Raw genomic sequence first — 22,218 nt, 5'->3', positions numbered from 1 at the left:
CGCCGGTCAGAAGGTCCCGGCCGGCGACCCGCCGAACAGCGGGGACGCCCCCAGCGCGCCGCGCAGCTCGAACCACAGCACCACGCCGTAGACGACCGACGCGAGGAACACCAGGCAGCACAGCGACACCAGCACGTAGGTGACCACCCGCAGCACGGTGAGCGCCCTCGGGTCCCGCGCGACGGTGACGGCCGTGCCCGCGCCCGGTGCGGGCACGCGCCCGGCCCGGCCCGCCGTGGCGTTCGGCCCGGTGGCCTCGGCGCCGGAGTCGACGGCGGCGGCGGAGGGTGCGGGGGTGCCCCGGCCGCCGAACCGGGCGGCCGCGGCCTCGGCGACCGTCGCGGGGCGGCGCCCACCGGGGTCGGACGGCGTGCGCGGCGCGGGGACGGCCGAGGACCCGGTGGGTGCCGCGGGCTCGTCGGTGACACCGGTCCGTTCGGCGACGGCGGTCCCGCCGCCCGCGGTGCCGGGCCCGGCCGCGTACGGCTGCGCGGCGCCGGAGCCCGGCGTCCCGTACCGCGGCCCGGCCCCGGCCGGGTCCGCGTCGTCGTGGCGCTGCGCCGCCGGGGACGGCTCGGCGGGGGCGTCCTGGTCGTAGGGGGCGTCCGCGGGGTCGGCCGGGGCGACCGGCGCGCCGGAGGACACGTACCCCGAGCCGCGGTACCCGATCGCCGCGCCGGCGTAGGGCGGGCCGCCGTCGATGGCCGTACCGCCCCGCGACTCCGGGTCGCCGTACTCGCCGTACGCGGCGCGGCCGCGGTCGTACCCGGTCTCCTCCTGCGCCGCCTCGGGCATGCGGTGCGACGCCCGCCCGTACCCGGCGTCGTCGGCGGGCCGCTGCGGGGTCCCCGCGGGCACGGCGGCGCCGTAGCCCTCGTAGCGCACCGGCGCCGCGTACGCAGTCGGCCCGACCGACGGCTGGGGCCCGGTGCCGCCGTAGAGCTCCCCGAAGCCCTCCGGGTCGGTCGGCGTCGCCCGCTCCACCGGCCGCGACCCGCGCAGGTCCGGGTATCCGCCCTGGTAGGAGTCCTCGGGGAACGCGTCCTCGTCGAAGCCGTGGCGCGGTCGCGGCGACGGGGACGGCGACGGCCGTGCACCGTCCCGGTCGTCGCCGCGGGGGCCGGGGCTGGGACGGTGCTGCGGGCCGGTCATGGCGGGACCTCCGGGGTGGAACGGCGGCGGTGTCGGCGGGCGGCGACACGTGCTGTGTCACGTCTACCGCCGGTCGTACCCACTCCGTTAGCCCTCCCGACCCACAGTCACCCGGTCCGGCGAGGTGATGTCACCGCGTGTACACGCCGGTTGGCGCAGCGTGGTAGCCCTTCGCGCCGACCGCCTCGGCCAGCGGGCTGCGCGGCGGCCCGCCCGCGCGCACCCGGGCGGTGACGGCGTCCACGTCCCACACGGGGGTCCACCCCAGCTCGGCGACCGCACGGTCCGCGCAGTAGACGCGGTCCACCGGCGGCACCGCCCAGCCGCGCTCGGCGAGCAGCGACGCGAGCGCCGGCGCCCGCCGCCGCAGCACCGCTGCCGGGTCCCGGCCCAGCTCGGGCAGGTCCGCGCGGCGCAACGGGCTCGGCGCGCTGACGACGTAGCGGGCGAAGCCCAGCTCCGGGGCCCGGCGCGCCGCGGCCAGGTGCGCGGAGACGACGTCGGCGACGTCCACCCGCCGGTGGCAGAACTCCACGAGCTTGAGCGCGGTGTCCCGGTGGCGCGCGCGGACCTCCTCGCGGTCGTCGGCCTCGGGGAAGAAGCGCGAGGTCCGCAGCACCACGACCGGCAGCCCCGGGTCCAGCGACGCCAGCTCGCACAGGTCCTCGGCCGCGGTCTTCGTCGCGCCGTAGACGTTGCGCACCCGGGGCACCACGGACTCGTCGATCCAGGTCGCCGGCCCACCCGGCCGCGGGGTCAGCGCCCGGCCGAACGCGCTGGTCGAGGAGGTGAACACCACCCCGCGCACGCCCGCCGACGCGGACTCCTCCAGTACCGCGAGCGTGCCCGCGACGTTGGTCCCGACGAACTCGGGCCGCGAGTGCGTCCCCACGTGCGGCTTGTGCAGCGTCGCGGTGTGCAGCACGTGCGTGACCCCCGCCAGCGCCGCCCGCAGCGCGTCGCGGTCGGTCAGCGAGGCGACGACGTCGGTCCACGGCGAGGCCCGCACGTCCAGCCCCGTGACGCCGGTGCCGGCGTCGCGCAGGGTCCGGACCAGGGCCTCGCCGAGATGCCCCGAGCTACCGGTGACGAGGAACCGCTCGTGCGGGGGGACCGGCGCCATGGCCACGGACGGTACTCACGAGCTGCGCAGCAGCCCACCGAGTTCGGTGACGGCCGCACGCAGCTCCCGGGCGAACGCGTGCATCCCCTCGGCCTGGTCGGCGGGGGTGGACAGGTGCACGTGGAAGCGGTCCGGGAGCAGGACGTAGGCGACGCCGATGCAGCGCGAGCTGGTCGAGCCGAACCCGAACCAGCCGACGTTGTGCGACGGCGCGGAGCTGGTCGACAGCCAGTCGTCGCGCATGATCGTCCAGCCGGGGGAGTCGAACACCGCGAGCGGCTCGGTGGCCCCCAGCTCGGCCCCCCGGCGGCGCTGGACCCACTCCAGCTCCCACAGGTGCTGCTCGGGTGCGTCGCCCTGCTGGCACTGCCGGGCCCGCGTCCCGTGGGCCGCGGCGGCGGCGCGGAAGGTCGCGACCCGGTCCTCCGCGGAGGCCTGCGGGTCCTGCATCGTGTCGACGAACGCGACCATCTCCGGGGTGATCACCCGCATGGCCTCGGTGCGGCCGCGGCGGAACTGCCGGGTCGCGATCGACTCGTAGGTGGCGCCGGTGACGCCCTTGGCCCGGCGGTGCGCGACCTGGTAGCAGGCCTGCACGAACGCGTCGGGCGAGCACTTCAGGGCCTTGGCGTCGTCGGCGCCGAAGTCGTCGAACGCGACGAGCTCGGTGGCGGTGGCGTCGAGGAACGCGGCGAACTCGTCGTGCGCGCGTGCCGTGGTGGCACGCAGGTCGTCGTCGAGGACGACGCGCAGCTCGGCGTGCGCCGGGGCGCCCTGCGCGCGGGCGCCGAGGCGCTCGGCGTGCGTCGCGACCGGGTCGGCGAACATCGCGTCGACCAGGGTCAGCACGGTGGTCCCGTCGAGCTCGCAGTGCTCGATGTTGACCCCCGCGGTGCCGTCGGCGAGCACCACGATCGACAGCGCCTTGTCGAACCAGCGGTCGCCGGCGTCACCGGCCAGCAGGACGCGGGCGGCGTCCTGCTCGTCGACCGGGTCGTGCTCGTCCAGACAGATCGCGAGCAGCGCCCGCTCGACGAGGTCGACGGCCTCGGCGTTGGCCGGGTCCAGCCCGGTGAGGCGGTCCCGCACCTCCGCCCACTCGGCCCGGGCCAGCGTGGTCAGCGCACCGACGGCGTCGCCGACCGCGGCGCGATCGGGGTGCGCGGCGCGGATGTCGCGCAGCGCGCCGGCGATCTCCTCGACGGTGTGCGCGGCGCCGTCCGGGCCGAGCACGTCGAGGCGGTGGATGCGGCCGCGGTGCAGCACGACGACGTGCCGCTCGGTCGACGGGCCCGGCCACGCGTCGCTGTAGGGGGTGCGGACGGAGTCCTGCACCGCGCCCGGGACGCGGGTGGTGGAGAAGATGTGCCTGCTCTGGTCCATCGACTGCGGCACGTCCCGGTTGACCAGCGGCGGGAACGTCCCGGCGTCGAGGTCGGCCTTGTGCCCGAGCGCGGCGACGGTGAGCTCCGCGGCCCGCTCGCACGGGTCGGGCGACCCCGGCCCGAACAGGAAGAAGAAGTTCGCGTTGAGCGCGATCCGGTCGCGCCGCCCCAGGTAGCGCGACGGCCAGAACTCGTCGAGCCACGAGTACGTCGACGGGGCCGCGTCGAACCGCTCGAGGTCGGCCTGCAGCGTGGCGGCCGTCCCGCCCGGGACGAGCAGCGCACGGGCGGCCTCGGTCGTGCGGGCCAGCTCGTCGGGGGTGAGCAGCGGGGCGCACCACTGCAGGAACCGGTCCACGGAGGCGGACAGGGTCGGCAGCGGCACCTTCGGCAGGTCGTCGTCGGCCGCGAAAGTCGAGGTCACGGCGATCAGTCCATCAGCCCGTCGACACGCACGCTGCGCGACCCCCCGTGTTCGGGCAGTGTCCGCCCGAACAGCTGCCGGGTCCGCACCGCGCTGCCCACCACGCCCGGCCGCGCGCTGTAGGAGAAGATCGCGGTGTGCCGGGCGGTGGACCCGCGCACCTCGGTGACGCGGTGCAGCGAGTAGCGGCCGCGGAACAGCTGCAGGTCCCCGGCCCGCAGCACCAGCCGCCGGACCCGGTCACCGCCCCGCCCGTGCAGGACGTCGGCGACGGCGGCGGTGTTCTCCGCCTCGGCGCTGCGGATGTCGGGGCAGTACTCGAACTCCCCGCCCGCCTCGGGTGCGCGGGTCAGCAGGCTGATCGCGATCTCGTTGGTGTCGAAGTGCCAGGGGTGCGAGCGCCCGCCGGCGACGACGTTGAGGCACAGCCCGGCCAGCGGGTCGGCCAGCTCGTGGAGCTCGGGCACCCCGACGCAGGCGGCGAGGAAGGCCCGGAAGGCGGGCAGCGGGTAGAGCCGGTGCACCAGCGCCGAGTCCGGGATCCGGTCCCGCGCGACGAAGGCGTTGCCGCGCTCCATCGCCAGCCGCGCGGGGTGGTCGTCGGGCAGCGACGGGTCGGGGTCGGTGTTGTAGACGTTCACCACGGCGGTCTCGTGGTGCGCACGCGGCGCGACGGCCTCGCCCTCGGTGCGCAGCCGGTCCCGCCAGGACGCCCGGACGAACCCGGGGAGCACGGCGCAGCCGTCGGCGTCGAGCTGCGCGCGGGCCGTGCGGACCGCGTCCCGCCACGCCGGCGAGTCCGGCCGGTGCAGCGGGTACCGGGCCAGGTCGACCGGGTCGAGAGCGACGGCGGGGTGCTCGGAGTCCTGGGAGGCCGCGAGAGCGGTCGGCTGCACGGATCAGCTCCTTCGTGCCGGGCGGCGCCGGTGCCGCGCGCGGTCGTCACCCTCATCCAAACCGTTCCGGCCGTGCGGTATCAACGGTCGGTGACCGAACCGTCAGGGTCCGTGCCCGGCGGAGAACTCTTGTGGGCGGAACCCCGGCGGGGGATCGTTCGTTGATCCCGTCGGCGAGCGAGGAGGCTGTCATGGGCGCACTGAGCCCCACCCACTGGTTGATCGTGCTGGTCGTACTGGTCCTGCTGTTCGGCGCGAAGAAGCTGCCGGAGATGGCCCGGTCGGTCGGGCGGTCCAGCCGGATCCTGAAGAGCGAGATGCGCGGCCTGCGCGACGACGACGAGCGTGCCGGGGAGATCGAGTCCGGCCGCCGGGCCGACTCCGGGCTCCACGAGCCCGGCGCGCGCGACACCTCGCGCCCGGAGGCCGGCCCCGAGACCCGCGGCTGACCGCGTGACCGGTGCCGCCGTGAGGGTGCTCGTCGTGCCGGTGCTGTCGTGACGGTGCTGGTCACCGGCGCGAGCCGGGGGGTCGGCTCGGCCACCGCCCGGCTGCTGGCCGCCCGCGGTCACGACGTCCTGCTCGGGCACCGGGCCTCGCCCGACGACGCCGCGGCCGTGGTCGCGGAGTGCCGCGCGGCCGGCGTGCACGCCGAGGCCGTCGCCGCCGACGTGACCCGCACCGCGGGCGTCGAGCAGCTCTTCGACGCCGCCGCGGCGATGCCGTCGCCGCTGACCGGGGTGGTCGCGAACGCGGGCGGTGCCCCGTCGCGCCAGCGCCTGGAGGACATGAGCGACGCCCGGATCGACGAGGTCCTGGCGCTCAACCTGCGCGCGGCGCTGCTCTGCTCGCGCGAGGCGGTGCACCGCATGTCCACCCGCTACGGCGGCGCCGGCGGCGTGCTGGTGCACGTCACGTCGCGGGCGGCGGTCCTCGGCTCGCCCGACGAGTGGAACGACTACGCCGCGGCCAAGGCCGGGGTGGAGTCGCTGGTCGTGGGGCTGGCGAAGGAGGTCGCCGCCGACGGGATCCGGGTGGCGGCCGTGCGCCCGGGCCTGCTCGACACCGACTTCCACGCGCGGGCGGGCGAGCCGGGCCGCATCGAGCGGATGGCGCCGTCGATCCCGATGGGGCGCGCCGGGCACCCCCGCGAGGTCGCGACGGCGATCGCCTGGCTGCTGTCGGACGAGGCCAGCTACGTCACCGGCGCGGTGCTCGACGTCTCCGGCGGGCGCTGAGCCGCACCCGGCGGGGACCCCGCCGGTCCGGGTCGGGGCCCGGCCGGGGGTGGGGAACGGACCGGCTGCGGCCGGGGAGGTCGGTCAGGAGGCGGCGCGCGACGCGCGGCCGAAGCCGAGCCGGGCGCGCCGGCGGGCGCGGCGCCCGACCCCGGAGGTCTCGGCGCAGAGCAGGCAGCCGTCCCCGGGCGGGGAGGCGAGCGAGGCCGGCAGCACGACGTGCCCGCAGACGGCGGTGCAGTGCCCGGTGCCTGCGGCGAGGGAGTCGGCGAGCACCGCGTGCGCGACGACGTGGCTGCGCCCGTCCCGGGCACAGGTGACGGTGACGCTCTGCTCGTCGCCGGGGGTGGTGGGGACGGCCCCGGGGCGCGGGCTGGCGGATGTCACCGACACGACTGCTCCTCCGGGCACGGTTGGGCGGAGATCCCATCGTCACCCGGCCCCGGTGCAGATGCAAGTGCATCCGCACGATTGGCCGAATGTGCGGCGGTGTCGTCGCGGAGCGTGGCGAGGGTTACGTCCGGCCTCCGGACGGCCCCACCGGGACTCGTCCGCACCCGGCTCCGGACCTGCTGATCACGGCGTCTTGCTGGGAGTACGCCGGATCCGCCCGATCCGTGCGACACCGTGACGCCGCTCACGTGGATCACGGTGCCCGGGGCGGCCCCGGGCCGTCAGCGGCTGCGACGCACGTCGAGCGCCACTAATCTCGCCTGTCATGACCGCTCCCGAGCAGGCTCCTCCTCGGGCGTCCGGGGCCGCGCCCCGGGACTCCGGCACCGCCGGGTCCCGGAACGCCCAGGACGCCGACGGTGACCATTCGTACGAGATCGGTGCGCCGGTCCCGTCCGACGGGGTGGAGATGTGGCGGCTGGCGGTGGAGTCGCGCACGTTGGACGCGAACTCCCGCTACGCCTACGTCCTGTGGTGCCGCGACTTCGCGCGCACCTCGGTCATCGCCCGGCGCGACGACGGCCGCGCGGTCGGCTACGTGACCGGCTACCTGCGCCCGGAGAACGGCGCCCTGCTGATCTGGCAGGTGTGCGTCGACCCGGTCGCGCGGGGAGCCGGGCTGGCCGGCCGGATGCTGGACGCCGCGTGGGACCAGGCGGTCGCGGAGGCGGGGACCGAGCGGATGGAGACCACCATCACGCCGGACAACGCGTCGTCGATCCGGCTGTTCACGAAGTTCGCCGAGCGCCACGACACGACCATCGAGCGGGAGGACCTCTTCGGTCCGGACCTGCTCGGTGACGAGCACGAGCCGGAAGACCTGTACGTCATCGGCCCGATCGCAGCAGACAAGGGTGGGAACACATGACCGTTTTCGAGGATCTCGAGTCCCAGGTCCGGAGCTACTGCCGTAACTGGCCCGTCGTCTTCGACACGGCGAAGGGGAGCCGCCTGACCGACGTCGACGGCAACTCCTACCTCGACTTCTTCGGCGGTGCGGGCGCCCTGAACTACGGGCACAACCCCGAGGTGCTCAAGAAGCCGCTGCTGGAGTACCTGACCCGCGACGGCATCACCCACGGCCTGGACATGTACACCACGGCCAAGGGCGAGTTCCTGACCACGTTCGAGGACATCGTCCTCAAGCCGCGCGGCCTGCAGTACAAGGTGCAGTTCCCCGGCCCGACCGGCGCCAACGCCGTCGAGTCCGCGCTGAAGCTCGCCCGCAAGATCACGGGCAAGGAAGCGCTCATCAACTTCACCAACGCGTTCCACGGCATGACGCTGGGTGCGCTGTCGGTCACCGGCAACTCGATGAAGCGCGGCGGCGCCGGCATCCCGCTGGTCCACTCCACGCCGATGCCGTTCGACAACTACTTCGACGGCAAGATGCCCGACTTCCTGTGGTTCGAGAAGGTGCTCGACGACACCGGCTCCAGCCTCAACGAGCCGGCCGCGGTCATCGTGGAGACCGTGCAGGGCGAGGGCGGGCTGAACCCGGCCCGCGTCGAGTGGCTGCAGGGCCTGCGCGAGCTGTGCACCCGCAAGGGCATCCTGATGATCGTCGACGACGTGCAGATGGGCTGTGGCCGCACCGGCCCGTTCTTCTCCTTCGAGATCGCCGGCATCGAGCCGGACATCGTCACGATCTCCAAGTCGATCTCCGGCTACGGCCTGCCGATGGCCCTCGTGCTCATCAAGCCCGAGTACGACCAGTGGGGCCCGGGCGAGCACAACGGCACGTTCCGCGGCAACAACCCGGCGTTCGTCACCGCCACGCACACGCTGCGCAACTGGTGGACCGACGACACACTGGAGAAGGAGACCCTCCGCAAGGGGGAGAAGGTCGAGGAGGCCTTCAACAAGATCATCGGTGACAACCAGGGCACCGAGATGTTCACCAAGGGCCGTGGCATGGCCCGGGGCATCCAGTTCGAGGGCGAGGGGCTCGCCGAGAAGGTGGCCGCCAAGGCCTTCGAGCACCGTCTGCTGCTCGAGACCGCCGGCCCGAACGACGAGGTCCTCAAGCTCCTCGCCCCGCTCACCACCACCGACGACGAGCTCGACGAGGGTCTTGGGATCATCGCCGAGTCCGTCAAGACCGTCATCGGGAGCTGATACCCACATGATCGTCCGCACCATCGACGAGATCACCGGAACCGACCGCGACGTCGAGTCCGAGAACGGCCAGTGGCGCAGCAAGCGCATCGTGCTCGCCAACGACAAGGTCGGCTTCTCGGTCCACGAGACGACGCTGCAGGCCGGCACGATCAACGACTTCTGGTACGCGAACCACATCGAGGCCGTCTTCATCACCGAGGGTGAGGGCGAGCTCTACGACAAGGACAACGACGTCACGTACCAGCTCAAGCCGGGCTCGATCTACGTGCTGAGCGGCAACGAGAAGCACCAGCTCCGCCCGAAGACCACCATCACGTGCGTGTGCGTCTTCAACCCGCCGGTCACCGGCCGCGAGGTACACGACGAGAACGGCGTGTACCCGCTGGTCACCGAGGACTGAGCGACAACACCGAGACCGACTCCGCGAGGGGCGTTTCCGCTGAGCTGCAGCGGGAACGCCCCTCGCGGTCGTTCACACGACACCCGTCGAAAGGGAACCGAGCACACAGCGACTCACAGGAGGGTCCATGGCCGCACCGGTCGGCACCGACGAACCGCGTCCCGCACGTACCGCGGGTGACCGCTACCCGACACGCGTCTCGAACACCCCCGCCTTCATCGACCGCGCCGAGCCCACCGTGTGGGGCGCGAGGGCGAGCGCCGGCATGTTCGGCGCCCAGGAGCTCGAGGCGCACGAGCGCGACGGCTTCGTGCAGGTGCCGGGCCTGCTGACGGCCGACGAGATCGTGGAGTACCAGGCCGAGCTGGACCGGCTCGCCCACGACCCCGAGGTCCGCGCCGACGAGCGCTGCATCGTCGAGAAGGCCTCCGACGAGGTCCGCTCGATCTTCGAGGTCCACCGGATCTCCGAGGCGATCGGCCGGCTGGTGCGCGACGAGCGGGTGCTGTCGCGGGCCCGCCAGATCCTCGGCTCCGACGTGTACGTCCACCAGAGCCGCATCAACTACAAGCCCGGGCTCGGCGGCGGGGGCTTCTTCTGGCACTCCGACTTCGAGACCTGGCACGCCGAGGACGGCATGCCCGGCCCGCGCGCGGTCAGCTGCTCGATCTCGCTGACCGACAACCACGCGTTCAACGGCTGCCTGATGATCATGCCGGGTTCGCACCGGACCTTCGTGTCCTGCGTCGGCGAGACGCCGGAGGACTACCACCTGACGTCGCTGACGGAGCAGGAGATCGGCACCCCCGACCCGGAGTCCATCTCGAAGCTGGCCCAGCGGCACGGCATCGCGATGATGACCGGCGACGCGGGCGGCGCCACGTTCTTCGACTCCAACTGCATGCACGGGTCGGGGGACAACATCACCCCGTACCCGCGCTCGAACATCTTCCTGGTGTTCAACAGCGTCGAGAACGCCTGCGTCGCGCCGTACGCCGCGCCGCGCCCGCGTCCGGCCCACATCGGGGCCCGGGACCACACGCCGGTGCGCTGAGCGGGAGCCGGGCGCGTCCCGCGGGATGCGCCCGGTCGGCTCAGGCCGAGGCCCGCCGCAGCGGCGCGAGCTCCGGGCGCTTGGCGCGGTAGGTGTCCCAGGTGTGGGTTCCGCGCAGCCGCTTGCCGAGGAACGGCATGACGTGGTGGGCGACCCAGCGCAGGTCGTCGGCCTGCCGCGACGTCCACCGGACCGGCACGCCCGCCGCGTCCGGCCATGGCCCGCGCCAGTCCGGTGCCGGCTCGCCCAGGGTCTCCAGCACGCGCCAGGCGACGCGCTCGTGCGCGTGCGGCACCAGGTGCAGCCGGTCCGGGCCCCACGCCCGCGGGTCGGCCAGGCAGTCCATCGCCCACAGGTCGACGACCCGGCAGCCGTGGCGTTCGGCCGCGGCCCGCATGTCCTCGTTGTAGCAGGCGATGCGCCCGCGCAGCCTGCGGATGAGCGGGTGCATCCGGCGCAGGTCGAACCCGGTGAAGATCAGGACCTCGGCGCCGGTCGCGACCAGCCGGCCGAGCGCGGCGTCGAAACGGGCGGCGAGGTCGTCGACGTCGCAGGACCAGCCGATGATGTCGTTGCCCCCGGCACAGAACGTGACGAGGTCCGGGCGCATGGCCTCGGCGACGGGGAGCTGCTCGTCCACGATCTGGTCGAGCACCTTCCCGCGGACGGCGAGGTTGGCGTAGCCGAACCCGGGCCGCCGGTCGGCCAGGGCCTCGGCGACGCGGTCGGCCCACCCGCGCGGGCTGCCGTCGGGGGTGAGGTCGTCGAGCCCCTCGGTGAAGCTGTCCCCGATCGCGACATAGCTCCGGTGGTGCGTCTGCTGCGGCACGTGCTGCGGCATCGGCCCGTCCCCCTTCCGCGTGTGGTCCGTACGGCGCAGTCCCTGTCCTGTTGTTCATCACGACGACGTGCGGTGTTACGCCGATGATCACCCTCTGCCGGGCTGTCCGCCAATCGGATCCGTCGACCGCGGGTCCCGGATAGGGCACCCTTAGTCGGGTGACGTCCGATCGCGCTCCCCGCGCCGCCTCCCGGGAGGACCCCCGGCTCTCCGAGCTGCTCGGTGGGCGTGCCGGCGCGGTCGACGCGTCGGTGCCGGTCGTCGCGTTCGCGCTCGGGTGGGTGGTGGCGGGCGCCGCGGGGTCGGCGTTCCCGATCAACTGGGGTGCCGGGGCGGCCGTCCTCGCCGGGGCCGGGGTGGCCGGGTGGCGGCTGCGGCGCGGCCGCCGTCCGCGGGCGGTGCTGTTCGGGCTGGCCGGGGTCGTCGCCGCCGCCGGGATCGCGCTCGCGACCGGCCGGGCGTCGGACTTCTTCCTGGTCCAGATCGTGTCCAACGCCGGCAGCGCGCTGGCCTGGGCGATCTCGGTCGTCGTGCGCTGGCCCCTGCTGGGGGTCGTGGTCGGGGGCCTGCTGGGGCAGCGGACCCGGTGGCGGCACGACCCGGACCTGCTCCGCGGGTACCAGCGGGCGTCGTGGGCGTGGGTGGCGCAGTACGTCGTCCGGCTCGCGGTCTTCCTGCCGCTGTGGGCGGCCGACGAGGTCGTGCTGCTCGCCGTCGCGCGGACGGTCGTGAGCCCGGTCCTGGTCGGGCTGAGCGTGCTCGTCTCGTGGCCGTTGCTGCGTACGGCGCTGCCGGCCGATCACCCGGGCGTCCGTCACCCCCGGTGACGGAGCCTGACATCTGGTGACGCTAGAATCGTGACCTTCCCGTGATCTTTGCTCGGCCGTGTGAAGGTCACCACTTCGGGTGATCGTCGGGCGCGTTCGCGCGCGCCCGGACGTTCATCCGGGGCGAGCCGCCGCACCGACGACCCCTGCAAGGAGCCATGCCACACCAGCGCCCCCCGGAGCCCGGCCCCGGCGACGCCCCGCGCGGCGTCCGCGGCCCGGTCCGTCCCCCGGTCCAGTCGTCCGCTCCCCGCCACGGCACCACCGGCCGTTCGACGGCCGCCCCCGAGGCACCCAGCGTGCCGCGCCAGCGCGCCGGGCAGCCGCCCCGTCCCCCGCGCGGCGGGGCCCCGCTGCCGCCGGCCGCCGCCGGCCCGGGACGGACCACCACGCAGACGCCGCCCGGCGGGCGGCCGCCGGTCCGCCCCGGGCCCGGCGCGGTCGTGCCCGGGCCAGGCGCGCCCGACCCGACCCCGCCCGGCGGGCGCCCCCGGACCCGGGTGCTGCCGTCGGACGCCGACCGGACCCGTGCCGTGGGTCCCGGCGGCCCCGTGGGCCCGGTGGGCGGCGGCCCGACCGGCCCCGGCGGCCGGGGCGGCTCCGGCGGCTCCGGTGACGGCGGCGCCGACGACACCGCGGCGGGCGGCACGCTCAAGGCCGACCTGAGCCCCACCAAGATCGCCGCCGGTGCGGGCGCCGCGGTCGTGACCGCGGTCCTCGGCTCGTTCCTCGGCGCGGTCGGCACCGTCATCGGCGCGGCGCTCGGCTCGGTCATCTCGACCCTGGCGACCACGCTGTTCACCCGGTCGATCGAGGTCAGCAAGGACAAGGCCCTCGCGATCAAGGACAGGGCCGCGGTCCGCCGCGGCCGCGGGGTGGCCGAGGGGACCGCCGAGGCGGCACAGGGCCCGGCGCCCGACGGCCGCGGCCTCGCCGGCCCGACCGGTGAGGAGACGGTGCTGCTCGACCCGTGGCAGCAGCCGGGCGGCACGACGCGGGCCGCGTCCGGCCCGTCGTGGGCCGGGCGGTTCCGCCGGGTGCGGGTGACCCGCAAGACGGTGCTCGTGTCCGCGGTGCTCGGCGTCGTGACCTTCGCCGTGTCGATGTTCCTGATCTCGGGCATCGAGTTCGTGAAGGGCTCGTCGCTGTCCGGCTCGTCGGGGACCTCGGTCAGCAACGTGGTCCGGGGCGGCGACACCGGCGCCCGCGACCGCGACTCCGGCGAGGGGACCTCGAGCAGCAGCTCGACGTCGGAGAGCTCCACCTCGACCGAGGAGTCGGGGACGAGCACCTCGGAGTCCAGCACCGCCACGAACGGCGAGGACTCCTCCTCGCAGGACGGCTCCTCGTCGTCGAACCCGCTGCAGGACGGCCTGAACCGTGTCCTGCCGACCCAGCAGCCCGGCTCCGGGCAGGGCTCGGGCAGCGGCCAGGGCGGCACCGGGCAGGACAGCGGCACGCAGAACTGACCGCCGCACCGGCCGCCGCGACCGACCGCTGCGACCGCCCCTGCGGGCCCGGCTCAGCCGAGCCGGGCCCGCAGCGCCGCCGCGGCCGCGGCCGGGTCGTCGGCCTCGGTGATCGCCCGCACGACGACGATCCGGTCGGCCCCGGCGTCGAGCACCTCGTCGAGACGGTCCCCGTCGATCCCGCCGATGGCGAACCAGGGCCGCTCCGGCTCCCGCCCCGCGACGGTGCGGACCAGGTCCAGGCCCGGCGCCGGGCGTCCCGGCTTGGTCGGGGTCGGCCAGCAGGGGCCGACGCAGAAGTAGTCCACACCGGTCTCGGTCGCGGCGGTGAGCGTCTCGTCCGTGCTGTGCGAGGAGCGTCCGACCAGCACGTCGTCGCCGACCACCCGGCGTGCCCACGACACCGGCAGGTCGTCCTGGCCGAGGTGCAGGACGTCGGCGCCGGCGGCGAGCGCGACGTCGGCGCGGTCGTTCACCGCGAGCAGCGCGCCGTGCCGGCGGCACGCGTCGGCGAGCACCTCCAGCGCGGCCAGCTCGGCCTTCGCCTCCAGCGGGCCGTCGGGGCCGCGCTTGTCGCGGAGCTGGACGACGTCGACCCCGCCGGCGAGGGCGGCGTCGGCGAACGCGGCGAGGTCGCCGCGGGAGGTGCGGGCGTCGGTGCAGAGGTACAGGCGCGCGTCGGCGAGCCTCGCCGCCCGTCGCGATCGGGTATCGGTGTCGGACACGGGTCGCAGGCTACGGCGTAGCCTGGGCCCGGGTGCGGGGCCGAACCGGGCGTCGCACCGGACGACGAACCACGGGAGCCCGGCACAGCGGGCTGAGAGGGGACCCCGGCGCGGTCCCGACCGTCGAACCTGATCCGGGTCATGCCGGCGCAGGGAGTGAGGTGTGGATCCATGAGCACGAGTCCGGGACGGCTGGTCGTCGCCGGTGCCGGGGCCGTCGGCCTGTCCGTGGCCCGGGCCGCCGCGCGCGAGGGCTGGACGGTCACCGTCTGCGACCCGGCGCCCGGCAGCGGCGCCTCGTGGGTGGCCGGTGGGATGCTCGCGCCCGTCACCGAGGCGTGGCCCGGCGAGGAGGACCTGCTCGCGCTGGGCCTGGACTCGGTGGCCCGCTGGCCGGAGTTCGCGGCCCGGCTCTCCGCGGACGCCGGGGCCGACGCCGGGCTGCACGAGCAGGGCACCGTCGTCGCGGCGACCGGGTCCGGCGACCGCGCCGAGCTGACCGCGCTGGCCGGGTACCTGACCTCGCTCGGGCGTGACGTCGAGCAGCTCACCGGCCGCGAGCTGCGCCGGCTCGAGCCCGCGCTGGGTCCGGAGGTCCGCGGCGGGCTGTCGGTGCCCGGCGACCCGTCGGTGGACAACCGGCGGCTGCTCGCCGCGCTGCGGGCGGCCGTGGACCGGGCCGGGGCCACCGTCGACGAGCGCGCCGTCGAGCAGGTGTGCGACGACGGCGCGCGCGTCACCGGCGTGCGCCTCGCCGGCGGGACGGTGCTGGCGGCGGACGCGGTCGTCCTCGCGGCGGGGGCGTACTCGTCGGCGCTGCACCCGTCGCTGGACGGCCTGGTGCGCCCCGTCAAGGGCGAGATCCTGCGCCTCACCCGGCGTGCGGGGGCGCTGCCGCCGCCGTCGCGGACGGTGCGCGCACTGGTCGACGGCCGCCCCGTGTACGCCGTGCCGCGCGCGGTGCCCGGGTACGGCGACCTCGTCGTCGGGGCGACGACCGCGGAGAACGGCTTCGACACCGACGTGACCGTCGGCGGGGTGCGCGACCTGCTGCGCGACGCCGAACGGGTGCTGCCCGGGATCGGCGAGTACGCGCTGACCGAGGCGGCGGCCGGGCTGCGGCCGGGCAGCCGCGACAACCTGCCGCTGATCGGGCGGACCGGGCCGGAGGGACTGGTCGCGGCCACCGGCCACGGACGCAACGGGATGCTGCTGGTGCCGGTCACCGCGGCCGCCGTCGCGGCACTGCTGCGCGGCGAGGACGTGCCGGAACCGGTCCGGGCCGCCGACCCGCGGCGGTTCACCCCGGCCGCGGCCGGGGCACACGGGAAGGGGGACCGCTGATGCGGATCGTGCTGAACGGCGAGCACCGCGACGTCGACGACGGCGCCGACCTCGCCGCGATCCTGGCCGCCGCCGGGCTGCCGGAGCGGGGGATCGCCGTCGCCGTCGACGGGGAGGTCGTGCCGCGCACCGCGTGGGCGCAGCGGGTACCGGACGAGGGCGCACGCATCGAGGTGCTGACCGCCGTGCAGGGAGGATGACGATGTCCACGTCGGAGAAGCTGGCGTTCGGGGACCACCTGTTCGACTCGCGGCTGGTCATGGGCACCGGCGGCGCCGCGAACCTGGAGATCCTGGAACGCGCGCTCGTCGCGTCCGGGACCGAGCTGACGACGGTGGCGCTGCGTCGCGTGGACGTCGCCGGCGGCACCGGGCTGCTGGACCTGCTGCGCCGGCTCGGGATCGCCGTGCTGCCCAACACCGCGGGCTGCCGCACCGCCGCCGAGGCCGTGCTGACCGCGCGGATGGCGCGGGAGGCGCTGGAGACCGACCTGGTCAAGCTGGAGGTCGTCGCCGACGAGACGACGCTGCTGCCCGACCCCGTCGAGCTCCTCGACGCCGCCGAGCAGCTCGTCGACGACGGGTTCACCGTGCTGCCCTACACCAACGACGACCCGGTCCTGGCCCGGCGCCTCGAGCAGGTGGGCTGCGCGGCCGTCATGCCGCTGGGGGCGCCGATCGGCACCGGGCTGGGCATCCGGAACCCGCACAACATCGAGATGATCGTCGCCGAGGCCGGCGTGCCGGTCGTGCTCGACGCGGGGATCGGCACCGCGTCCGAGGCGGCGCTGGCGATGGAGCTGGGCTGCGACGCGGTCCTGCTCGCGACGGCCGTCACCCGCGCCGCCGACCCGGAGCGGATGGCGCGGGCGATGCGGCACGGCGTCGAGGCGGGCTGGGACGCGCGCCACGCCGGCCGCATCCCGCGCCGTCACCGCGCGCGGGCGAGTTCGCCCGACCCGGACGCCTGACCCACCGCGACACCCGGACCGGGCCGCGACACCCGGACCGGGCCGCGACGCCCGGGCCGGGGTGACGCTCAGGCCGGGGTGACGCCGTCGGCGTGCCGGCGGGCCAGTGCCCGGTAGAAGTCCGGGTTGGTGCGCACCCACCAGCGGGCCTGCTCGGTCAGCTCGCCGCGCTCCTTCGCCGCGGCGCCGAGCATCAGCCGGTCGGCGGCCAGCTCGGAGTTCGGCGCGACCGTCGAGCCCGCCGCGACCATCGCGCCCGCGCCGATCCGGGCGCCGTCCTGGACGGTGCTGCCGTTGCCGACCACCGCGCGCGGGCCGATCACCGCGCCGTGCACGACGCACAGGTGCCCGACGGTCGCGCCCTCACCGATCTCGGTCACCGGGTCGTCGCCGCCGTGGAGCACCGACCCGTCCTGCACGTTGGCCCCGGCCCGGACGACGATGGGCCCGAGGTCGGCGCGGAGCACGGCGTTGTACCAGATCGAGGCGCCCTCCTCGACACGCACGTCGCCGACGAGCGTCGCCGTCGGGGCGACGAAGGCGCTCGGGTGCACGGTCGGGGACAGGCCCTCCAGGGCGAACAGCGGCATGAGCGACAGCCTGGCATCCCGATCGCCGCCCGGCCGCCGCCACGGCCCACCGCCGTGTCGTGGCGCCGTGCGTTGGCCGTGGCCGTGGGCGTGGTCGTGGCCGGGGCGCCGGGTCGCCCCGCTGTGTCGTGGCGCGGTCAGCTGCGCGGGGCCCGCAGGCCCAGGTCGGACAGCTCCAGCGCGGCCAGCGTCGCGACCACCGCCGGATCGCCCGAACGCCAGGCCGCCGCGGGGTCCGGCGCGACGCGCACCAGCCGGGCCACCGGCACGCGGGTCAGCGCCCGCACCGCGAGCAGGTCCGGTGCGGTGTCCCGGACGGCGACGGCCGCGCCGGCCCGCCGGGCGTAGCGCAGCCGCAGCGGCAGCCAGCCGAGCAGTACCGGCAGCAGCATCACCAGGGGCACGACGACCAGGGCGCCCGCCGCCAGCGTCCCGACCGCGTCACCGAACTCGCGCCCGGCGTTCGCGAGGTCGGCACCCGCGCCGGCGGCGGGGTCGAGCGCCCGGGCGAGATCGGTACTGATGAACGGGATCGCCGACACCGCCCCACCGACCCCCGCGAACGCCCGCGACACCTGCCCGCCCGCCGCGACGAGCGACTCGCCGGGCCCCTGCAGCGCCTGCAGGCCGTCGTGGACGGCGACGCCGGCCGTGACGGCGAGGACCGCCCAGAGCACCGCGACGACGTCGGACACGACCTGGCGGGCCATCCGGTCGGGACGTTCGGCGTACCAGCGCATCGGCCCTGTCTACCGGCCCCGCGATCGCGGCGATCAGGAGGGCGCCATCGTCCGGGGTGAGCCGGGCCCGCAGCACGAGCGCGCCGTCGACGTCGTGGTGCCAGCTCACACCCCGGCGGGCAGCAAGATCGGCCGGCGGCGTGCACCGGCGTCGTACCGCACGGACGACCTGCTCGACGTGGCTCGCGGTGCCGCCCAGGACGAGTTCGAGGAGGACCTGCTCGGCGCGGGCGGCGGGCTCCTGCCCGGTGGACGGGGCGTCGGCGGTCGGCCGGGGAGATCCGGAGGTGGCGGTGGGGCCGCTCGCGTCCGGAGTGCCGGTGGCGGCGGCCATACGGTCGAGGACGGCGTCGTCCGCTCCCACGATCCGGGTGATCGCCCGGACCTTCGAGTACGACAGCCGCCCGGCGCCGAACGCCGCGGTGATCTGCGGGAGCCGGTCGAGCGCGCGGGCGACCCGCAGGAACCGGCACTCGGCCGCGGCGATGTGACCGGCGAGTCCGAGCAGCTCGGACTCGAGGTCGGGCAGGCTCAGCTCGTGGGCCGGTGCGCTCGCGGGGTCCGGGTCGGGCATGGCCGCAACTCCTCGATCGAACGTGTGTTCGATCCAGTGTGGCGCAGGGGCCCGACAGTTTCCGTCAGCCGTTGCCGGGCGGGACGACCGTGTTCCGCGGAACACGACGGGCGGGCCGGCCGGGCCGCCGCGTTCCGCGGAACGCGGCCGCCCACCACCGCAACCGACGCACGACGGCAGGCGGCCGGGCAACCAGGCGATCAGGCGGGTGGGGCCAGCAGGCAGGCGGGCAGGTGTGCGGGGCGCGCCGGCGGTGGAGCGGGACGGCGGCGGGCCGGACCGTCAGAGCAGGCCGAGCTTGGTGGCCGCGTAGACGGCCTCGGCGCGCCGGGACACCATCAGCTTGCGCATCAGGTTGCCCACGTGGAACTTCACCGTCGTCTCGGAGATGAACAGCTCCGCGCCGATCGCCCGGTTGGACAGCCCCCGGGCCAGCAGCCGCAGCACGTCGAGCTCGCGGTCGGTCAGCCGCTCCCGGTCGGGCATCCCGCCCGACAGCGACCGGACCATCGCCGACGCCGAGCGCGCGTCGAACGCGCTCTCCCCGCGCGAGACCGCGCGGATGGCGCGGACGAGCTCGGTGGTGTCGACGTCCTTCACCACGTATCCGCGGGCGCCCGCCTGCACCGACTCCACGACGAGGCGGTCCTCGGCGAACGTCGTCAGCACCAGCACCCCGATCCCCGGGTGGTCGGCGCAGAGCCTGCGGCAGACCTCCAGGCCGTCGGTCTGCGGGCCGGAGGCCAGCTTCAGGTCGAGCAGCACGACCTGCGGCCGGCCCGCCGCGACGGCGGCGTACGCCTCCGGGGCGCTGCCTGCCTCGCCGACGACGCGCAGGTCGTCCTCGCGTTCCAGTACCGCGCGCAGGCCCTGGCGCATGATCGAGTGGTCGTCGACCAGCACGATCCGGATCGGCCGGGCCGCGACGGACCCGCCGCCCCCGCCCGCCGGGCCCGCACCGGGCCGGGCCGGGACGCCCGGTGTGCCGCCGGTGCCCCCGGGGCCACCGCCCGGGACGGTCCGCATGCCGCTGCTCATCCGAGCTCCTTCCCGGCCGCCCCGATCGGGACGTCCACCTGCACCTGCAGCCCGCCGATCCGCGAGCGCCGGAACCGCAGCGCCCCGCCCATCTCGCGCGCCCGGGCGTCCATGTTCACGAGGCCGCGGTGCTCCCCGGATGGGCCGCGGACCGCCGCCGCGCGCAGGGTGCGGCGGATCTGGTCGGGGGAGGCGCCGCCGTCGTCGGAGACCGAGAGGCGGACGCGGCCGTCGGCGTAGGCCAGGCGCACCACCGCCCGCGACGCCGACGCGTGCATCGCGGTGTTGAACAGCGCCTCGCCCGCGATCCGGAACAGCGACTGCTCGTGCTCGTGCGGCAGCGGAACGGGGGCGCCCCCGATGGTCACCTCGACGCGCAGCTCGTCGGGCATGTGCACGGTGGACAGCTGCCGCAGCATCGAGGGCAGGTCCTTGTCGCCGTGGTCGTCGTCGTTGAGCGCGTAGATCGCCGAGCGCAGCTGCTCGACGGCGCGCCGGGTCAGGTCCTTCGCGGTGTCCAGGTGCTCCAGCAGCTTCGGATCGCCGATCTCGCTGCGGCACAGCTCGATGTGCATCCCGGCCGACAGCGCGTACTGGGTGACGCTGTCGTGCAGCTCGCGGGCGATCCGGTGCCGCTCGTTGTCGAGCACCTCGCGCTGGCGGGCCGCACCCAGCGCCTGCTGGGTGCGCATCAGCTCGTCGTTGCGCACGCGCAGGTCCTCGGCCTGGGCGGCGGTGCGGGCGTGCAGCCGCTCGGCCCGGTCCAGCAGCGCGCAGTTCTGCAGCGCCGACGCCGTCTGCCCGGCCAGGATGCGCAGCACCGAGTGGTCGGTCTCGTCGATGTGGCGCTCGGGCGGGGTCCACGCGACGAACCCGCCGACGGTGCGGCCGTCGAGCCGGATGGGGACGTGCAGGTGCCGCTGCCGCGGGTCGGCCGGGTCGGCCGGGTCGGCCGCACGGCCGTCGCGGTCGCGGGCCCCGCCGTGGTCGCCGTCCCCGTCTCCGGCGCGCAGCGAGCACACGTGCCGGCGCACCCGCTCGGGCACCAGGCCCAGGTCGGCCCACTCGACACCGTCCGGGCCGAGCACGACGTGGCGCGGAGCGGCGTCGGGCAGCTCCCCGTCGACCAGGCCGATGATCATCCAGTCCGCGGACAGGTGGTCGGCGGCGGCGTCGGCGACGGCGCGCACCAGCGCCTCGGACCCCTCCATCGTGCGGACGAGCGCCGCCGAGATGCGGTCCAGCGCGAGGATCACCCGGCGCAGCCGCTCGGCACCCTCGCGGTACTCCGGATAGAACGACGGCTTGCCCGAGCGCAGCCCGGTGAGCTGGTCCAGGTCGGGGCGGGCGCGTAGACCCGAGGTCGGCGACGACGGCGGCGCGGGTGTGCGGCGACGCGGGAACCGCGCGGCGGCCGTCACCGCGGCGGCCCCGCCGTCGGCGTCACGGGGCCTCCCGGTACGTCACAGCGCCTCCCGGAACAGGGTCTCGATCTGCTCCACGGACGCGGTGCGCGGGTTGGTGGTGAGGCAGGCGTCGCCCAGGGTGAGCCGGGACAGCCGCGGCACGTCGCTCTCCCGGACCCCGATGGCGGCCAGGCCGGTCGGCACGCCGACCTCGTCGGCCAGCTTGCGGACCTCGGTCGCGACCATGTCCACGGCCTCGTCCCCGGGCATCCCCGGGCGGGCCGGCAGCCCCATCGCCTGGGCGATCGGGACGAAGCGGGCCGCGTCGGCGGGCGACGCCGATCCGTTGAACCGGATGACGTGCGGCAGCAGCACCCCGTTGATCAGGCCGTGCGGGAGGTCGAGCATGCCGCCGACCTGGTGGCTCATCGCGTGCGTGGCGCCGAGGATCGCGTTCGTGAACGCCAGGCCCGCCTCCAGCGCGGCCTGCGCCATCGCCGTACGGGGCCCGTCGTCGTGGCGGCGGATCATCGTCGTCGGCAGGTTCGCGTGCACCAGCGCGACGGCGTGCAGGGCGTGGGTGTCGGTCAGCGGGCCGTGCGCGAGCGAGACGAAGGCCTCGATGCCGTGGGTCAGCGCGTCCAGGCCGGTCGCGGCGTTGAGCCAGTCCGGCATCGTGACCAGCAGCCGGGGGTCGATCACCGAGACGTCCGGGACCAGCGCCCGGCCCATGATCGTGATCTTGGTGAGGCGCTCGGTGTCGGTGATGATGCAGAACTGGGAGACGTCGGCCCCGGTGCCCGAGGTGGACGGCACCATCACCAGCGGCGGGATCGGGTTGGCGATCCGGTCGATGCCCTCGTAGTCGAGGATCGTGCCGCCGTTGGCCGCGAGCAGCGCGACGCCCTTCGCGGCGTCGATCACCGATCCGCCGCCGACGCCGATGACGACGTCGCAGCCGGAGTTCTCGTAGCGCTCGAACCCGGCCTGGATCTCGTGGTCCTTGGGGTTGGGCGTGATCTCGTTCCACAGCTGCGGGCGCAGCCCGGCCGCCCGCAGGTGGCGCAGGAGCTCCGCGGGCCAGCCGGCCTCGGTCACCCCCGGGTCGGTCACCACGAAGGGCCTGCGCGCCCCGAGACGCAGCGCGGCGTGCGCGGTCTCGGGCAGCGAGTCCGGCCCGAAGACGATCTCGGGCGCGTGGAACTTGGACAGCCGCGGGCGCGGCTCGGACGGACAGTGCGCGGCGCGCACGGTGTACGCCCGGTCGTCGCCGGTGTTCCCGGACTCGCCGTCGAGCACGAGCACGGTCTGCTGCGGCGAGGTCTCGTGCGGCACAGTCTCGTACGGCACCGTCTCGTGCGGCACGATCTCCTGCGGCACCGTCCTGGCGAGGACCACGCTGCCCTCCTCCCGCTGCGCGATGAACGACGGCCGCCCGCAACGGCCGG

Annotated in this window: 23 protein-coding genes and 1 riboswitch; of the genes, 11 read left to right on the top strand and 12 right to left on the bottom strand. The window is 75.4% G+C overall.

The features are described 5' to 3' along the window. Window positions 1-6: 6 nt before the first annotated feature. From WJX68_RS19150 to WJX68_RS19135, 4 genes are all read right to left on the bottom strand, one after another. Window positions 7-1,152, bottom strand: a complete 1,146-nt coding sequence (locus WJX68_RS19150) for a hypothetical protein (protein ID WP_340292916.1) — start codon at window positions 1,150-1,152, stop codon at window positions 7-9. Between the two features lie 130 nt (window positions 1,153-1,282). Beyond that, on the bottom strand, window positions 1,283-2,275 hold the full coding sequence (locus tag WJX68_RS19145; RefSeq protein WP_340292914.1) for an NAD-dependent epimerase/dehydratase family protein: 993 nt from the start codon (window positions 2,273-2,275) through the stop codon (window positions 1,283-1,285). Between the two features lie 15 nt (window positions 2,276-2,290). Then, on the bottom strand, window positions 2,291-4,090 hold the full coding sequence (locus tag WJX68_RS19140; RefSeq protein WP_340292984.1) for a choline/carnitine O-acyltransferase: 1,800 nt from the start codon (window positions 4,088-4,090) through the stop codon (window positions 2,291-2,293). Then, window positions 4,090-4,980, bottom strand: coding sequence for a HalD/BesD family halogenase (locus WJX68_RS19135; protein WP_422785730.1), 891 nt, complete (start codon window positions 4,978-4,980; stop codon window positions 4,090-4,092). Before WJX68_RS19135 ends, WJX68_RS19140 begins: the two co-directional genes overlap by 1 nt. A gap of 191 nt (window positions 4,981-5,171) precedes the next feature. On the opposite strand from WJX68_RS19135, the gene tatA reads away from it, so the two are divergent. Together tatA and WJX68_RS19125 are read left to right on the top strand one after the other, a co-directional pair. Further along, the gene (tatA, locus tag WJX68_RS19130) at window positions 5,172-5,429 is read left to right on the top strand and encodes a Sec-independent protein translocase subunit TatA (RefSeq protein WP_340292912.1); all 258 of its coding nucleotides are present in this window, start codon (window positions 5,172-5,174) and stop codon (window positions 5,427-5,429) included. A gap of 48 nt (window positions 5,430-5,477) precedes the next feature. Then, window positions 5,478-6,218 carry an SDR family oxidoreductase gene (locus WJX68_RS19125; protein WP_340292911.1) on the top strand — a complete coding sequence of 247 codons (741 nt, stop codon included), beginning with the start codon at window positions 5,478-5,480 and terminating at the stop codon, window positions 6,216-6,218. Between the two features lie 84 nt (window positions 6,219-6,302). Here WJX68_RS19125 and WJX68_RS19120 read toward each other — a convergent pair whose 3' ends face one another. Next, window positions 6,303-6,611, bottom strand: a complete 309-nt coding sequence (locus tag WJX68_RS19120) for a hypothetical protein (RefSeq protein WP_340292909.1) — start codon at window positions 6,609-6,611, stop codon at window positions 6,303-6,305. Between the two features lie 325 nt (window positions 6,612-6,936). Here WJX68_RS19120 and ectA point away from each other — a divergent pair, with 325 nt between their 5' ends. The 4 genes from ectA to thpD all read left to right on the top strand — a co-directional run bounded on the left by ectA (window position 6,937) and on the right by thpD (window position 10,246). After that, a complete protein-coding gene (gene ectA, locus WJX68_RS19115; RefSeq protein WP_340292907.1) occupies window positions 6,937-7,539 on the top strand; it encodes a diaminobutyrate acetyltransferase in 603 nt (200 codons plus the stop codon). After that, entirely contained in the window at window positions 7,536-8,789 is a 1,254-nt protein-coding gene (ectB, locus tag WJX68_RS19110) for a diaminobutyrate--2-oxoglutarate transaminase (protein WP_340292906.1), read from the top strand. Before ectA ends, ectB begins: the two co-directional genes overlap by 4 nt. Before the next feature lie 7 nt (window positions 8,790-8,796). After that, window positions 8,797-9,192: an ectoine synthase gene (locus WJX68_RS19105; protein WP_340292904.1), complete on the top strand. Its 396-nt coding sequence runs from the start codon at window positions 8,797-8,799 to the stop codon at window positions 9,190-9,192. Between the two features lie 127 nt (window positions 9,193-9,319). Further along, complete coding sequence (thpD, locus tag WJX68_RS19100; protein ID WP_340292902.1) at window positions 9,320-10,246, top strand: ectoine hydroxylase; 927 nt, start codon at window positions 9,320-9,322, stop codon at window positions 10,244-10,246. Between the two features lie 40 nt (window positions 10,247-10,286). On the opposite strand, the gene WJX68_RS19095 is transcribed toward thpD, so the two are convergent. Then, complete coding sequence (locus WJX68_RS19095; RefSeq protein ID WP_340292900.1) at window positions 10,287-11,087, bottom strand: SGNH/GDSL hydrolase family protein; 801 nt, start codon at window positions 11,085-11,087, stop codon at window positions 10,287-10,289. 158 nt (window positions 11,088-11,245) lie between these two features. Here WJX68_RS19095 and WJX68_RS19090 point away from each other — a divergent pair, with 158 nt between their 5' ends. Further along, a complete protein-coding gene (locus WJX68_RS19090; protein WP_340292898.1) occupies window positions 11,246-11,914 on the top strand; it encodes a DUF3159 domain-containing protein in 669 nt (222 codons plus the stop codon). Window positions 11,915-12,072: 158 nt separating this feature from the next. Beyond that, a complete protein-coding gene (locus WJX68_RS19085; RefSeq protein ID WP_340292896.1) occupies window positions 12,073-13,383 on the top strand; it encodes a hypothetical protein in 1,311 nt (436 codons plus the stop codon). 53 nt (window positions 13,384-13,436) lie between these two features. Here WJX68_RS19085 and thiE read toward each other — a convergent pair whose 3' ends face one another. Then, a complete protein-coding gene (thiE, locus tag WJX68_RS19080; RefSeq protein WP_340292981.1) occupies window positions 13,437-14,117 on the bottom strand; it encodes a thiamine phosphate synthase in 681 nt (226 codons plus the stop codon). Window positions 14,118-14,172: 55 nt separating this feature from the next. After that, a riboswitch (TPP riboswitch) is annotated at window positions 14,173-14,281 on the top strand. Here thiE and thiO point away from each other — a divergent pair. The 3 genes from thiO to thiG all read left to right on the top strand — a co-directional run bounded on the left by thiO (window position 14,280) and on the right by thiG (window position 16,422). Beyond that, window positions 14,280-15,452 (top strand): glycine oxidase ThiO, encoded by a 1,173-nt coding sequence (gene thiO, locus WJX68_RS19075; RefSeq protein ID WP_340292894.1) that lies wholly within the window; start codon window positions 14,280-14,282, stop codon window positions 15,450-15,452. (Overlaps the previous riboswitch by 2 nt.) Continuing rightward, window positions 15,452-15,652, top strand: coding sequence for a sulfur carrier protein ThiS (gene thiS / locus WJX68_RS19070; protein WP_340292892.1), 201 nt, complete (start codon window positions 15,452-15,454; stop codon window positions 15,650-15,652). Before thiO ends, thiS begins: the two co-directional genes overlap by 1 nt. Before the next feature lie 2 nt (window positions 15,653-15,654). Then, a complete protein-coding gene (gene thiG / locus WJX68_RS19065) occupies window positions 15,655-16,422 on the top strand; it encodes a thiazole synthase (protein ID WP_340292890.1) in 768 nt (255 codons plus the stop codon). A gap of 68 nt (window positions 16,423-16,490) precedes the next feature. Here the strand turns inward: thiG and WJX68_RS19060 are convergent, their stop codons facing one another. From WJX68_RS19060 to WJX68_RS19040, 5 genes are all read right to left on the bottom strand, one after another. After that, window positions 16,491-17,012, bottom strand: a complete 522-nt coding sequence (locus WJX68_RS19060; RefSeq protein ID WP_340292888.1) for a gamma carbonic anhydrase family protein — start codon at window positions 17,010-17,012, stop codon at window positions 16,491-16,493. A 137-nt stretch (window positions 17,013-17,149) separates the two neighbouring features. Next, entirely contained in the window at window positions 17,150-17,752 is a 603-nt protein-coding gene (locus WJX68_RS19055; RefSeq protein WP_340292886.1) for a hypothetical protein, read from the bottom strand. 856 nt (window positions 17,753-18,608) lie between these two features. Continuing rightward, window positions 18,609-19,364 carry a MadR family response regulator transcription factor gene (locus tag WJX68_RS19050; RefSeq protein ID WP_340292884.1) on the bottom strand — a complete coding sequence of 252 codons (756 nt, stop codon included), beginning with the start codon at window positions 19,362-19,364 and terminating at the stop codon, window positions 18,609-18,611. Then, the gene (locus WJX68_RS19045) at window positions 19,361-20,785 is read right to left on the bottom strand and encodes a MadS family sensor histidine kinase (protein WP_340292882.1); all 1,425 of its coding nucleotides are present in this window, start codon (window positions 20,783-20,785) and stop codon (window positions 19,361-19,363) included. Before WJX68_RS19045 ends, WJX68_RS19050 begins: the two co-directional genes overlap by 4 nt. 42 nt (window positions 20,786-20,827) lie before the next feature. After that, on the bottom strand, window positions 20,828-22,069 hold the full coding sequence (locus WJX68_RS19040) for an iron-containing alcohol dehydrogenase (protein ID WP_422785734.1): 1,242 nt from the start codon (window positions 22,067-22,069) through the stop codon (window positions 20,828-20,830). Window positions 22,070-22,218 lie beyond the last annotated feature (149 nt).

This window comes from Pseudonocardia spirodelae (assembly GCF_037727765.1).
GTDB lineage: Bacteria > Actinomycetota > Actinomycetes > Mycobacteriales > Pseudonocardiaceae > Pseudonocardia > Pseudonocardia spirodelae.
The sequence above is the reverse complement of the archived record's forward strand: the minus strand, read 5'-3'. Positions and strand labels throughout refer to the sequence as shown.